The organism is Pseudomonas alcaligenes (assembly GCF_014490745.1).
GTDB lineage: Bacteria > Pseudomonadota > Gammaproteobacteria > Pseudomonadales > Pseudomonadaceae > Aquipseudomonas > Aquipseudomonas alcaligenes_C.
In genome coordinates this window covers 690833-704005 of sequence record NZ_LZEU01000001.1, presented here as the reverse complement: position 1 = coordinate 704005, position 13173 = coordinate 690833, and the positions used below count along the sequence as shown (strand labels likewise).

Here is a 13173-nt window from a genome sequence, read left to right as displayed (position 1 = left end):
ACTTTCGGCTTGACCGGCCTGCCGCCCCATGCTGTTCTAGGGCCAGCCTGGTTCATCGTCAAAAACAACAAATAACCTCGCATCCTCAAGGAGGATCTATGCCGTTAGTACCCGTATCGCAACTGCAAGACTACGTAGGCAAAGAGCTCGGACGCTCGGAATGGCTGACCATCGATCAGAACCGCATCAACCAGTTCGCCGAATGCACCGGCGACCACCAGTTCATTCACGTCGACCCGGTCAAGGCCAAGCACACCCCCTTCGGCAGCACCATCGCCCATGGCTTCCTCAGCCTGTCGCTGATCCCGGTGCTGATGGAAAAGCTGATGCTCGCCCCCGAAGGCCTGAAGATGGCCGTCAACTATGGCCTCGACAGCGTGCGCTTCATCCAGCCGGTGAAGGTCGACTCGCGCGTGCGCCTGGCCGCCAAGGTGCTCGAGATCACCGAGAAGCGTCCCGGCCAGTGGTTGTTCAAGGTCGAGGCCACCCTGGAGATCGAGGGGCAGGAAAAACCGGCGTATATCGCCGAGTCGCTGTCCCTGTGCTTCGTCTGAGGCAGTAGCGGGCATAAAAAACGGGGCGCTGAGGCGCCCCGTTTGCATTGCACTTGGGCATACTCGAACCATGTCACCGACCAGGATGTCCGCCATGCCCCGCCTGCTTGCCCCCTTGACCCTCGCCCTGCTGCTCGCTGCCTGCGGCGATGGCGAACCGCTGCTGCCGGCCAATGCCGTGCTGCCGGACGGCGGGCGCTACCGCGGCGAGGTGGTCGACGGCCTGCTGCAGGGCCAGGGTCGCCTCGACTACGCCAGCGGTGCCTGGTACGCCGGCGGCTTCAAGGACGGTCTGCAGGAAGGCCGCGGCGAATGGCACAGCGCCGATGGCAGCCACTATGCCGGCGAGTTCCACCAGGGCCTGTTCGCCGACCACGGCAAACTCACCTACAGCGACGGCAGCTGGTACGAAGGCCAGTTCAAGCTCGGCCGCATGGACGGCGAAGGCCACCTGCAGCAGAACGGCCTGGAGTACCGCGGCGAGTTCCGCAAGGATCGCTACCACGGCCAGGGCACCCTGAAGTGGGGTGACGGCAGCAGCTACCAGGGCCATTTCGTGCGCGGCGAGCCGGACGGCGAAGGCATGCGCAGCGACGGCGAGCAGCGCTACAGCGGCACCTTCAAGCGCGGCGTGCTGAGCGGCGCCGGCCTCTACCAGGGCGCCGACGGCGAGCACTACAGCGGCGAATTCCGCAACGACCAGTTCCACGGCCAGGGACGCTACCAGGACGGCAGCGGCAATGTCTGGAGCGGCCAGTTCAAGGACGGCGCGCTGAGCGGCCAGGGCGACTACCTGGGCGCCGATGGCGAACGCTACAGCGGCGAGTTTCGCTACTGGCGCTACCACGGCCAGGGTACCCTGCACCTGGCCGACGGCAGCAGCTACCAGGGCCACTTCGCCCGTGGCGAGTACGCCGGCCAGGGCACCCTGACCGCCGCCAACGGCGAGCAGACCCGCGGCACCTGGCAAGCCGGCCAGCTGCTGCCCGACCCGCTCGAGCTGGGTCTGCTGCAACAGGGCGAACTGCTGCAGCAGGCCATCGCCAAGCTGCCGGCCTCGACCCCGGCGGTGGAGCTGTACAGCCTGACCCTGGCCGGCGACGGCAAGCAGAGCGTGTTCCTGCGCGAAGCCGACTACGTGGCCAAGCTGCTCGGCGAGCGCTTCGGTGCACGCGGCGGGATCAACCTGAGCAACCACCGCGACCACTTCACCGACCGCCCGCTGGCCACCCGCGAGAACCTCACCCGCGCCGTGCGCGCCCTGGCCGAGCGCAGCGGCGCGGAAGACCTGGTGTTCATCTACCTGACCAGCCACGGCTCGCGCGACCACCAGCTGAGCCTGGATCAGCCGCGCCTGCAGCTGGACAACCTGCCGGCCAAGGACTTCGCCAGCCTGCTGCAGCCGCTCAAGGATCGCTACAAGGTGGTGGTGATCTCGGCCTGCTATTCCGGCGGCTTCATCCCGCCGCTGCAGGACGACAAGACCCTGGTGATGACCGCCGCCCGCGCCGACCGGGTGTCGTTCGGCTGCTCCGAGGAAAACGACTTCACCTACTTTGGCCGCGCCCTGTTCGCCGAAGCCCTGGGCGAAACCGACGACCTGCAGCGCGCCTTCGAACTGGCCAAGGCGAAAGTTGCCGAACGAGAGAAGGCCGAGGATTTCCAGGCCTCCGAGCCACAGCTTTGGGCGCCCAAGGCGGTGCTGCAGCACTGGCGCCAGCTGCGCGAAAGCCAGGCGCGCCAGGCCCTGACCGCCGCCAGCGCAGCGCCCGAGAAGCTGCAGTGATTGCGCACTGCGCCCGGCTGAACAGGCCAATTCGATCTAAGCTGGCTGTATCAGCGGAGAAACACCCATGTACCTGACGCCCCAGCACATCCTCCTCGCCGGCGCCACCGGCCTCACCGGCGAACACCTGCTCGACCGCCTGCTCAGCGAGCCGACCATCAGCCGCGTGCTGGCCCCCAGCCGCCGGCCGCTGGCCGAGCACCCGCACCTGGACAACCCGGTGGGCGAACTGGCCGAGCTGCTGCCGGCATTGCAGGGGCCGATCGACGCAGCCTTCTGCTGCCTGGGCAGCACCATCAAGCAGGCCGGCTCGCAGGAGGCCTTCCGCGCCATCGACTTCGAGCTGGTGCTGAGCTTCGCCCGCCGCGCCCGCGAGCTGGGCGCGCGCCACCTGCTGGTGATCAGCGCGCTGGGCGCCGATGCCAACTCCTCGGTGTTCTACAACCGGGTCAAGGGCGACATGGAGGCCGCCCTGCGCGCCATGGACTGGCCGCAACTGACCATCGCCCGCCCCTCGCTGCTGCTCGGTGCACGCCAGGAGCCACGCATCGGCGAGCTGCTGGCCGCGCCCTTCATGCGCTGGCTGCCCGGCAAGTACCGCGGCATCGAGGCCGCTGCCCTGGCCCGGGCGCTGTGGCGCCTGGCCCTGGAGGAAGGCGACAGCGTGCGCCTGGTGGAGTCGGACGAACTGCGCCGCCTGGGGCGCTGAGGCATGCAGTTCTACGACCAGCACATCCTGCCGCGGCTGATCGATTTCGCCTGCGGCATGGGCCAGGTGATGAAGACCCGCTCGAAGGTAGTGCCCCAGGCCACAGGCCGGGTGCTGGAAATCGGCATCGGCACCGGGCTCAACCTGAGCTTCTACGATGCGCAGAAGGTCAGCGCCATAGTCGGCGTCGACCCCGCCGCGCAGATGCAGACCCTGGCCCGCCAACGCGCCGCAGCCATTGGCATCCCGGTGGAAATGGTCGCTCTCGAACTGGGGCAGATCCAGGCCGCCGACGCCAGCTTCGACAGCATCGTCTGCACCTTCACCCTCTGTACCATCCCCGATCCGCTGGCCGCCCTGGTGGAAATGCGCCGGGTGCTCAAGCCCGGCGGCAAGCTGCTGTTCAGCGAGCACGGGCGCGCGCCGGATCTCAAGGTGCGCCTGTGGCAGGATCGCCTGACGCCACTGTGGAAGCCGCTGGCCGGCGGCTGCCACCTCAACCGCGACATCCCTGCGCTGCTCAAGGCCGGTGGCTTCCAGGTGCGGGAAGTCCAGGCCGGCTACCTGCCGGGCCCGCGGCCGATGACCTGGGTCTGGTACGGCTGGGCCGAGTAGCCCGGCGCACCTTTAGAGCCCAACGACGACCGGCGCAACCAGGGCGTGTTCGTCACGCGGGTTGCACCGGCCCTACCCGGCTGTAGTACTCGCCCGTTACTCCGTCATTCCCGCGAAGGCGGGACAGCAGCTTTATCGCTGAACAGCGCGTGCGCTGGCCCGCAGGGGAATAATCCAGAAAGGCAGCTCGATGAGGCAGGAATGAACGGCATCGCCGGCCGCTGGATCCCCGCCTTCGCGAGGATGACGGAGTGATAGGAAGGTTTCGCGCCCCCTACACCTCGTCATTTCCACAAAGGCGGGACGGCCGCGACGAAGCGTCAATGGCCCCGTCAGTTACCACCCTGGATCCCCAGGTTTACGCCCAGCTCGGCGGCCAGGGCCAGCGGCAGCAGCAGGGTATCCAGCACAGCACTGGCCGGCAGATCGAGCCCGGCGTACTTGGGCGCCTCGGCGCCAAAACGATCACGCGGGCAGCAACCGCCATTCAGCGAATACCAGTCCAGTCGCGTTCCGGAATAGATGATCGGCGCCCCCGGCTTGGCCGCATCCAGGGTACGCACGCTGGCGCAGCCGGACAGCGCCAGCAGCAGGCTCAGGCCCAGCAGGCCGGCGCGTTCAGTCATCGCTGGACAGGTGGTGCTCGCCCCAGCGCGGCAGCATGTCCTGGGGAATGTCCAGGCAGTTGAGGATGCGCGCCACCACGAAGTCGACCAGGTCGTCGAGGGTCTGCGGCTGGTGGTAGAAGCCCGGCGAGGCCGGCAGGATGGTGACGCCAAGGTTGGACAGCTTGAGCATGTTCTCCAGGTGGATGCTGGAGTACGGCGCCTCGCGCGGCACCAGGATCAGCTGGCGGCGCTCCTTGAGCACCACGTCGGCGGCGCGCTCGATCAGGTTATTGCAGGCGCCGGTAGCGATCGCCGACAGGGTGCCGGTGCTGCACGGCACCACCACCATGGCGCCCGGCGCACCGGAGCCGGATGCCGGTGGTGCCATCCAGTCTTCCTTGCCGTACACGCGGATCTGCCCGGGAGCGGCGCCGGTGTACTCGGAGAGGAACTGCTGCATGGCCTGCGGCTTGGCCGGCAGGGTGACGTCGGTCTCGGTGGCCATCACCAGCTGCGCGGCCTTGGAGATCAGGAAGTGCACCTCGCGGTCTTCCTGCACCAGGCAGTCGAGCAGGCGCAGGCCGTACTGGGCGCCAGAGGCGCCGGTCATGGCCAGGGTGATGCGTGCGGGACCGTTCATTCAACCTCCAAAGAACTAGATTCCCCTCTCCCCTTGGGAGAGGGGCCAGGGGTGAGGGATGTTCCAGGCAACTCGCCCCTCACCCCAACCCTCTCCCGGAGGGAGAGGGAGCTATCTGCCACAACTATTACGCCAGAGCCGCCGCCAGCTTGCCGTGCAAGCCGCCGAAACCGCCGTTGCTCATGACCACCACCTGGGTGCCGGGCGCGGCGTGGGCCTTGACCCCGGCAATGATGGCCTCCAGCGAGTCGCAGACTTCGGTCGGCACCGTCGAGCCGGCCACCGTGGCAGCCAGATCCCAACCGAGGTTGGCCGGCGCGTACCAGTACACCCGGTCGGCCTGCACCACGGAAGCCGGCAGGCCGTCGCGGTGGGCGCCGAGCTTCATGGAATTGGAGCGCGGCTCGATCACCGCGATCACCGGCGCGTCGCCGACGCGCTTGCGCAGGCCGTCGAGGGTGGTGGCGATGGCGGTCGGGTGGTGGGCGAAGTCGTCATAGATGGTCACGCCCTTGACCTCGGCGACCTTCTCCATGCGCCGCTTGACGCTCTTGAAGCTGGACAGGCCGGCGATGCCCAGCGCCGGCACCACGCCGACGTGGCGGGCGGCGGCCAGGGTGGCCAAGGCGTTGGCCACGTTGTGCTGGCCGGTCAGCTCCCACTCCACCGTGCCTTCGACCTGGCCGTTGAAGATCACCTCGAAGCGCGAGCCGTCCGCGCTGAGCAGGCGCGCCTGCCACTGGCCACCGTCTCCGGTGGTCTGCACCGGCGTCCAGCAGCCCATCTTGACCACCCGCGCCAGGGCCTCTTCGGCCTGCGGATGGATGATCAGGCCCTCGCCCGGCACGGTACGCACCAGGTGGTGGAACTGCCGCTCGATGGCCGCCAGATCCGGGAAAATGTCCGCGTGGTCGAATTCCAGGTTGTTGAGGATCGCCGTGCGCGGACGGTAGTGCACGAACTTGCTGCGCTTGTCGAAGAAGGCGCTGTCGTACTCGTCGGCCTCGACCACGAAGAACGGCGTGCCGCCCAGACGCGCGGACACCCCGAAGTTCTGCGGCACACCGCCGATCAGGAAGCCCGGGCTCATGCCGGCATGTTCCAGCACCCAGGCCAGCATGCTGGTGGTGGTGGTCTTGCCGTGGGTGCCGGCCACGCCCAGCACCCAGCGGCCCTGCAGCACATGGTCGGCCAGCCACTGCGGGCCGGATACATAAGGCAGGCCCTGGTTGAGCACGTACTCCACCGCCGGGTTGCCGCGACTCAGGGCGTTGCCGACCACCACTAGGTCGGGCGCCGGCTGCAGGTGCGCCGGCTCGTAGCCCTGCATCAGCTCGATGCCCTGGGCTTCGAGCTGGGTACTCATGGGTGGGTAGACGTTGGCGTCGGAGCCGGTAACGCGATGGCCGAGCTCTTTCGCCAGCACCGCCAGGGAGCCCATGAAAGTGCCGCAGATACCGAGAATATGGATGTGCATCGATGACCTCGAAACGCGCCGGGACGCCCCGGCAGAACTGGCCGCAGGTTAGCACAGCGGCGCCCATCTCCCGAGCGCCGGGCGCGTCGGGATTTATCGACTAGAGTTGCTGTGTCCCGAGACAACTCGGGAGGCATGTTGTTCATTCGCCGTTCATGCCCCTGGAGCCGATTCACGATCTCTTGCCCCTCGGCCAGACCGTGAAGCGACTCTGACCTGCTAGCGATTGCGCGTTTGTCTGCGGTTCAGCCGATCCAAGGAGTCGTTCTTTGGTATCCGAAAGAACAGCCAGCAGCCACGGCGAGGCGCTTTTTCCTCTCGCGGTGAGCCTCCAACGGAACGGCCTGCACCGTGCCCCGATCCACCACGCCCAATCTCTTCCCCCGCGCTCCCCGCTGGCAGCTGTACTCCATCCCGTCGACAGCCAGGCAATTCCAACAACAAATCACGCCAACGCGAATGCAGGAGCGGATCATGAAACAGGAATCGGGAGTCAGCTACACCACAGTCGATAACAGTTACTTCGAAAAACGCGGCCTGCGGCGCTATGCCGGGGTCTGGTCACTCTGGGCCCTGGGGGTCGGCGCGGTAATCTCCGGGCATTTCTCCGGCTGGAACTTCGGCCTGGCCAATGGCTGGGGCAGCATGCTGATCGCCGCCATCATCATCGCGGTGATGTACCTGGGGCTGACCTTTTCCCTGGCGGAAATGTCCCCGGCCCTGCCCCACACCGGCGCCGCCTACTCCTTCGCCCGCAGCGCCATGGGCCCCTGGGGCGGCTTTCTCACCGGCCTGGCGGAGAACGTCGAGTACGTGCTCACCCCCGCGGTGATCGTTTTCTTTATCGGCAGCTACATGGGCAGCATCTTCGGCACGCCCAGCGAGTACCAGCCGCTGTGGTGGATCGGCTTCTACCTGGCCTTCGTCTGGCTCAACGTGATCGGCGTCGAGCTGTCGTTCAAGGTCACCCTGGTGGTCACCCTGCTGGCCCTGGCCTGCCTGGTGATCTTCTGGTTCAGCGCGCTGCCGCATATCGACTTCGCCCGCTACGCGATGAACGTCGGAGCCGACGGTGCCGAGCTGCCCGAAGGCGGCGGTCCGTTCCTGCCCAAGGGCCTGGTCGGCATACTCGCCTCGCTGCCGTTCGCCGTGTGGCTGTTCCTCGCCATCGAACAGCTGCCGCTGGCCGCCGAGGAGTCGGTCGATCCCAAGCGCGACATGCCCCGCGGCATCATCGCCGGCATGTTCACCCTGATCGTCTCGGCGTTCATGATTCTCTGGCTCAACCCGGCCACCAACGGTGTCGGTTCCTTCGCCCTGGGCACCTCGGGCGAGCCGCTGCTGGACGGCTTCAAGGCGATCTACGGCGACAACATCGCCAAGCTGCTGGCCCTGGTGGCAGTGCTCGGCCTGGTCGCCAGCTTCCATACCATCATCTTCGCCATGGGCCGCCAGGTGTACTCGCTAAGCCGCGCCGGCTACTTCCTGCCGTGGCTGTCGGTGACCCACGGCCAGCGCAAGACCCCGCACGTGGCGATGATCGGCGGCAGCCTGCTGGCCCTGGCGGTGATGATGGCGCTGTGGTTCATCTTCGGTGAGGAAAAGGGCGGCGCGGTGATCGGCGGCACCCTGCTCAACATGGCGGTGTTCGGCGCCATGTTCTCCTACTTCATGCAGGCGCTGTCGTTCATCCTGCTGCGCAAGAACCTGCCCAACATCGAGCGTCCCTATCGCAGCCCGCTGGGCGTACCGGGGGCAATGCTGACCATGCTGATCGCCGCCGTGACCCTGTACTACCAGCTCACCGGCGACCCGGCCTACACCGTCGGCGTGCTCTGGGTGGCCGGCTTCTTTGCCCTCGGCATCCTCTACTTCGCCATCGTCGGTCGCCATCGCCTGATCCTCTCGCCCGAAGAGGAGTTCGCCATGGAGCAACGCGAGAAAGACAAGAACAACTAAGCCCTAGACCTGTACCGGGGCACGCGAGCTAGAGCGAGACAAGGCAGGAACGGGCGCCCCCGTTTCTGCCGCCATATCGCCGACGCGCAGCCGCCCCGGATTTCCCGGAGTGATTACGGATGACTGCCCACCTCAGCCTCACCGGCCTGCGCGAACTCGCCGTGGCCGGCAAGATCGACACCGTCCTGGCCTGCATGGTCGACATGCAGGGCCGCCTGATCGGCAAGCGCTTCCAGGTCGAGTTCTTCCTCGACAGCGCCTTTGAAGAGACCCACGGCTGCGACTACCTGCTGGCCGACGACATCGACATGGAGCCGGTGCCCGGCTACGCCGCCGCCAGCTGGAAGCAGGGCTACGGCGACTTCGTGTTCAAGCCCGACCTCACCACCCTGCGCGTGGTGCCCTGGCTGGAAGGCACCGCCCTGGTGCTGTGCGACGTGCAGGATCACCACCACCACGACCTGCCGCACAGCCCGCGCGGCATCCTCAAGCGGCAGATCGCCCGGCTCACCGAGCGCGGCTACCAGGGCATGTTCGCCTCCGAGCTGGAGTTCTACCTGTTCGACCAGAGCTACGAGGGCATCCACACCCAGCACTACCAGAACCCCAAGACCGCCGGTTACTACATCGAGGACTACAGCATCCTGCAGACCATCCGCGAGGAGCCGGTGATGCGCGCCATCCGCAAGCACCTGCAGGCCGCCGGCATCCCGGTGGAAAACTCCAAGGGCGAATGGGGGCCGGGCCAGGAAGAGATCAACGTGCGCTACGCCGAGGCCCTGGTGATGGCCGACCGCCACAGCATCATCAAGCACGCCTGCAAGGAGATCGCCCTGCTGCAGGGCAAGGCCGTGACCTTCATGGCCAAGTGGAACTACAACCTGGCCGGCTCCAGCAGCCATATCCACAACTCGCTGTTCAGCCTCGACGGCAGCCAGGCGCTGTTCTTCGACCCCGAGGCCGAACACGGCATGTCCAAGCTGATGCGCCAGTGGGTGGCCGGCCAGCTCAAGTACGCCAGCGACATCACCTACTTCCTGGCGCCCTACATCAACTCCTACAAGCGCTTCCAGGCCGGCACCTTCGCCCCCACCCGCGCGGTGTGGAGCTGCGACAACCGTACCGCCGGCTTCCGCCTGTGCGGCGCGGGCAGCAAGGGCATCCGCATCGAGTGCCGCATCGGCGGCGCCGACCTCAACCCCTACCTGGCCTATGCCGCGCTGATCGCAGCGGGCCTCGCCGGCATCGACGAACAGCTGGAGCTGCCACCGGCCTTCTCCGGCGATGCCTACGAGCATGACGAACTGCCCGAGGTGGCCAAGACCCTGCGCGGCGCCACCGAGGCCCTCGACCGCTCGACACTGCTGCGCCAGGCCCTGGGCGACGACGTGGTCGAACACTACCTGCACACCGCACGCTGGGAGCAGCTGGAGTACGACCGCCGGGTGACCGACTGGGAGCTGCGCCGCGGCTTCGAACGCTATTAGGAGCACCACCGTGGAGCGGGCAAGCGCCAGCGCGCCGGGCCCGGCGAACAAGAATGAAGGAGGCTCGATGAATACCATTCGCCTGATTTCCCCGGTGGACGGCAGCCTGTACGCCGAACGCCCCTGCGCCAGCTCGACCCAGCTGCAGCAGGCCCTGAGCGAAGCCCAGCAGGCCCAGCGCGCCTGGCGCGAGCTGAGCATCGAACAACGCGCCAGCTATTGCCTGAAGGCGGTCGACGCCATGCTGGCGATGGGCGCCGAGATCGCCCCGGAACTGGCCTGGCAGATGGGCCGCCCGGTGCGCTACGGCGCCGGCGAGCTGCGCGGCTTCGAGGAACGCGCGCGCTACATGGTCGGCATCGCCGGCCGCGCCCTGGCCGACGTGGTGCCGCCACCGAAAGACGGTTTCCGTCGCTATATCCGCCGCGAGCCGCTGGGCACCGTGCTGGTCATCGCGCCGTGGAACTACCCCTACCTGACGGCGGTGAACGCCATCATCCCGGCCCTGATGGCCGGCAACGCGGTGCTGCTCAAGCACGCCAGCCAGACCCTGCTGGTCGGCGAGCGCTTCGCCCTGGCCTTCGAGCGCGCCGGCCTGCCCCATGGGCTGTTCCGCAACCTGGTGCTGGATCACGGCCAGACCGCCACCCTGATCGCCTCCGGCCAGGTACAGCAGGTCAACTTCACCGGCTCGGTGGCCGGCGGCCGGCTGATCGAAAGCGCCGCTGCCGGGCACTTCATCGGCGTTGGCCTGGAGCTGGGCGGCAAGGATCCCGCCTATGTGCGCGCCGATGCCAACCTGGCCCACGCCGTGGAAAACCTGGTGGACGGCAGCTTCTTCAACTCCGGGCAGAGCTGCTGCGGCATCGAGCGCATCTATGTGGACAAGAAGCTCTATCCGGCCTTCGTCGACGGCTTCGTCGAACTGACCCGGCAGTACGCGCTGGGCAGCCCGCTGGAAGAGGCCACCACCCTCGGCCCGCTGGTGCGCAGCAGCGCCGCCGAGTTCGTTCGCGGACAGATTGCCGAAGCCAAGGCAAAGGGCGCCAAAGCCCTGATCGACGCCAAGACCTTCGCCGCCGACGCACCCGGCACCGCCTACATGGCGCCGCAGGTGCTGGTGCAGGTCGATCACCAGATGGCGGTGATGCGCGAGGAAAGCTTCGGCCCGGTGGTCGGCATCATGCCGGTGGACAACGACGCCCAGGCCATCGCCCTGATGAACGACAGCCCCTACGGCCTCAGCGCGGCGATCTGGAGCGAGGATCTGGACGCCGCCGAGCAGCTCGGCCAGCAGCTCGATACCGGCACCGTGTTCATGAACCGCTGCGACTACCTCGACCCGGCCCTGGCCTGGACCGGAGTCAAGCACACCGGGCGCGGCGCCAGCCTGTCCAGCCTCGGCTACGAACACCTGACCAGGCCCAAGTCCTTCCACCTGCGCCACCAGCTCTGACAAGGAGTCCGCCATGAGCAAGACCGCCAACTGGAACTACCCGACCTCGGTGCGCTTCGGCGCCGGGCGGATCAAGGAACTGCCCGAGCTGTGCCGCAGCGTCGGCATGCAGCGCCCGCTGCTGGTCACCGACCGCGGCCTGGGCAGCGCACCGATCACCCTCGCCGCCCTCGACTCGCTGAAAGAGGCCGGCCTCGGCGCCGCGCTGTTCTGCGAGCTCAAGCCCAACCCGGTGGAAAGCAACCTGGACGCCGGCCTGGCCGCCTACCATGCCGGCAAGCACGACGGCGTGGTCGCCTTCGGCGGCGGCAGCGGCCTGGACATGGGCAAGCTGATCGCCTTCATGAGCGGCCAGGCCCGGCCGGTGTGGGACTTCGAGGATGTCGGCGACTGGTGGACGCGCGCCGACCCGCGCGGCATCGCCCCGGTGATCGCCGTGCCGACCACCGCCGGCACCGGTTCGGAAGTCGGCCGCGCCGGCATCCTCACCGACGAGCGCACGCACACCAAGCGCATCATCTTTCACCCGCTGATGATGCCGAAGATCGTCATCAGCGATCCGGAGCTCTCCGTCGGCATGCCGGCCTTCATCACCGCCGGTACTGGCATGGACGCCTTCTCCCACTGCCTGGAAGCCTACTGCGCCCCAGGCTTCCACCCGCTGGCCGATGGTGTTGCGGTGGAAGGCATGCGCCTGGTGGCCCGCGCCCTGGTACGCGCCGTGCGCCAGCCGGGCGATCTCGACGCGCGCGCCGACATGCTCGCCGCCGCCGCCATGGGCGCCACCGCCTTCCAGAAAGGCCTCGGCGGCATGCACGCCCTGGCCCACCCGATCGGCGCGCTGTACGACACCCACCACGGCATGACCAACGCCACGCTGATGCCCTATGTACTGAAGTTCAACCGCAGCGTGATCGAGGAACGCATCACTCGCCTGGCCGCCTACCTGGGCCTGGCCGATCCCGGTTTCGACAGTTTCCTCGCCCTGGTCATGCAGCTGCGCGCCGACACCGGCGTACCGCACAGCCTGGCCGAACTGGGGGTGGATGCGGCGCAGACCGCGCTGATCGCGCAGATGGCAGTGGTCGACCCCTCTGCCGGCGGCAACCCGCGGCCGCTGAGCGAGGCCGATGTCATCCAGATCTTCACCGCCGCCCTGCACGGCCAGCTGTAAGGCGCCAGGGCGGCCCGCAGGCCGGGCCGCCCGAGCGATTCCTACACCCGGACAAAATCAAACGCTTGCTTGGATTGCGCTTTCCAGCTGCTTTGGGCAGCATCGGAACTGACCGCTGGCACAGCATCTGCTAGCCAGTCATGCCCCTCCACAGACTTCGAGGCCCGCCATGCGCATCGTCCAAGCCACCCTGGAGCACCTGGACCTGCTGACCCCGCTGTTCATCAAGTACCGCGAGTTCTACGGCGAGCTGCCGCTGCCGGACTCGTCGCGCAAGTTCCTGGAGAACCGTCTCAAGCGCAAGGAGTCGGTGATCTACCTGGCTCTGGCCGACGACGAGGACAAGGCGCTCGGTTACTGCCAGCTGTTCCCCAGCTTCTCTTCGCTGTCGCTCAAGCGCGTATGGATTCTCAACGACATCTTCGTCGCCGAGGATGCCCGCCGCATGCTGGTCGCCGACCGCCTGCTGCAAACCGCCAAGCAGATGGCCAAGAGCACCAATGCGGTGCGCATGCGCGTCGCGTCCAGCATCAACTTCGAGACCGCGCACAAGACCTACGAGTCGATCGGCTTTCGCGAAGACACCGAGTTCAAGAACTTCGTTCTACCCCTCGGCGACGACTGACCGCAGCCCCGCCCAGAGCGGCGGGGACTGGCTGAACTCCGGCCGCCGGGCGTTATACTGGCGGTTCGGACTCATGCCTGGTG

Annotated in this window: 12 protein-coding genes; 9 read left to right on the top strand and 3 right to left on the bottom strand. The window is 67.3% G+C overall.

All coding sequences use genetic code 11. The features are described 5' to 3' along the window. Positions 1-98: 98 nt before the first annotated feature. The 4 genes from A9179_RS03100 to A9179_RS03085 all read left to right on the top strand — a co-directional run bounded on the left by A9179_RS03100 (position 99) and on the right by A9179_RS03085 (position 3664). A complete protein-coding gene (locus tag A9179_RS03100) occupies positions 99-554 on the top strand; it encodes a MaoC family dehydratase (protein ID WP_187804399.1) in 456 nt (151 codons plus the stop codon). Between the two features lie 85 nt (positions 555-639). Then, a complete protein-coding gene (locus A9179_RS03095; protein ID WP_187804398.1) occupies positions 640-2340 on the top strand; it encodes a C13 family peptidase in 1701 nt (566 codons plus the stop codon). Positions 2341-2407: 67 nt separating this feature from the next. Further along, positions 2408-3049 carry an NAD(P)H-binding protein gene (locus tag A9179_RS03090; protein WP_187804397.1) on the top strand — a complete coding sequence of 214 codons (642 nt, stop codon included), beginning with the start codon at positions 2408-2410 and terminating at the stop codon, positions 3047-3049. A gap of 3 nt (positions 3050-3052) precedes the next feature. Next, positions 3053-3664 carry a class I SAM-dependent methyltransferase gene (locus A9179_RS03085; RefSeq protein WP_187804396.1) on the top strand — a complete coding sequence of 204 codons (612 nt, stop codon included), beginning with the start codon at positions 3053-3055 and terminating at the stop codon, positions 3662-3664. A gap of 332 nt (positions 3665-3996) precedes the next feature. On the opposite strand, the gene A9179_RS03080 is transcribed toward A9179_RS03085, so the two are convergent. From A9179_RS03080 to mpl, 3 genes are all read right to left on the bottom strand, one after another. After that, the gene (locus A9179_RS03080; protein ID WP_187804395.1) at positions 3997-4290 is read right to left on the bottom strand and encodes a YceK/YidQ family lipoprotein; all 294 of its coding nucleotides are present in this window, start codon (positions 4288-4290) and stop codon (positions 3997-3999) included. Then, complete coding sequence (ubiX, locus tag A9179_RS03075) at positions 4283-4912, bottom strand: flavin prenyltransferase UbiX (protein ID WP_187804394.1); 630 nt, start codon at positions 4910-4912, stop codon at positions 4283-4285. The genes A9179_RS03080 and ubiX overlap by 8 nt, the downstream gene beginning before the upstream one ends. A 127-nt stretch (positions 4913-5039) precedes the next feature. Then, on the bottom strand, positions 5040-6389 hold the full coding sequence (mpl, locus tag A9179_RS03070; protein WP_187804393.1) for a UDP-N-acetylmuramate:L-alanyl-gamma-D-glutamyl-meso-diaminopimelate ligase: 1350 nt from the start codon (positions 6387-6389) through the stop codon (positions 5040-5042). Between the two features lie 474 nt (positions 6390-6863). Here mpl and A9179_RS03065 point away from each other — a divergent pair, with 474 nt between their 5' ends. From A9179_RS03065 to A9179_RS03045, 5 genes are all read left to right on the top strand, one after another. Next, complete coding sequence (locus A9179_RS03065) at positions 6864-8348, top strand: amino acid permease (RefSeq protein WP_187804392.1); 1485 nt, start codon at positions 6864-6866, stop codon at positions 8346-8348. A 119-nt stretch (positions 8349-8467) separates the two neighbouring features. Next, on the top strand, positions 8468-9835 hold the full coding sequence (locus A9179_RS03060; protein ID WP_187804391.1) for a glutamine synthetase family protein: 1368 nt from the start codon (positions 8468-8470) through the stop codon (positions 9833-9835). 67 nt (positions 9836-9902) lie between these two features. Continuing rightward, on the top strand, positions 9903-11291 hold the full coding sequence (locus A9179_RS03055; protein WP_187804390.1) for an aldehyde dehydrogenase family protein: 1389 nt from the start codon (positions 9903-9905) through the stop codon (positions 11289-11291). Positions 11292-11304: 13 nt separating this feature from the next. Next, a complete protein-coding gene (locus A9179_RS03050) occupies positions 11305-12465 on the top strand; it encodes an iron-containing alcohol dehydrogenase (RefSeq protein ID WP_187804389.1) in 1161 nt (386 codons plus the stop codon). Positions 12466-12634: 169 nt separating this feature from the next. Then, the gene (locus tag A9179_RS03045) at positions 12635-13090 is read left to right on the top strand and encodes a GNAT family N-acetyltransferase (RefSeq protein WP_187804388.1); all 456 of its coding nucleotides are present in this window, start codon (positions 12635-12637) and stop codon (positions 13088-13090) included. The last annotated feature ends 83 nt before the right edge of the window (positions 13091-13173 follow it).

Bases quoted from the DNA above. Each gene is read 5' to 3' on its own strand.
- A9179_RS03100 (WP_187804399.1), top strand. From the start codon at position 99: ATGCCGTTAGTACCCGTATCGCAACTGCAAGACTACGTAGGCAAAGAG.
- A9179_RS03095 (WP_187804398.1), top strand. From the start codon at position 640: ATGTCCGCCATGCCCCGCCTGCTTGCCCCCTTGACCCTCGCCCTGCTG.
- A9179_RS03090 (WP_187804397.1), top strand. From the start codon at position 2,408: ATGTACCTGACGCCCCAGCACATCCTCCTCGCCGGCGCCACCGGCCTC.
- A9179_RS03085 (WP_187804396.1), top strand. From the start codon at position 3,053: ATGCAGTTCTACGACCAGCACATCCTGCCGCGGCTGATCGATTTCGCC.
- A9179_RS03080 (WP_187804395.1), bottom strand. From the start codon at position 4,290: ATGACTGAACGCGCCGGCCTGCTGGGCCTGAGCCTGCTGCTGGCGCTG.
- ubiX (WP_187804394.1), bottom strand. From the start codon at position 4,912: ATGAACGGTCCCGCACGCATCACCCTGGCCATGACCGGCGCCTCTGGC.
- mpl (WP_187804393.1), bottom strand. From the start codon at position 6,389: ATGCACATCCATATTCTCGGTATCTGCGGCACTTTCATGGGCTCCCTG.
- A9179_RS03065 (WP_187804392.1), top strand. From the start codon at position 6,864: ATGAAACAGGAATCGGGAGTCAGCTACACCACAGTCGATAACAGTTAC.
- A9179_RS03060 (WP_187804391.1), top strand. From the start codon at position 8,468: ATGACTGCCCACCTCAGCCTCACCGGCCTGCGCGAACTCGCCGTGGCC.
- A9179_RS03055 (WP_187804390.1), top strand. From the start codon at position 9,903: ATGAATACCATTCGCCTGATTTCCCCGGTGGACGGCAGCCTGTACGCC.
- A9179_RS03050 (WP_187804389.1), top strand. From the start codon at position 11,305: ATGAGCAAGACCGCCAACTGGAACTACCCGACCTCGGTGCGCTTCGGC.
- A9179_RS03045 (WP_187804388.1), top strand. From the start codon at position 12,635: ATGCGCATCGTCCAAGCCACCCTGGAGCACCTGGACCTGCTGACCCCG.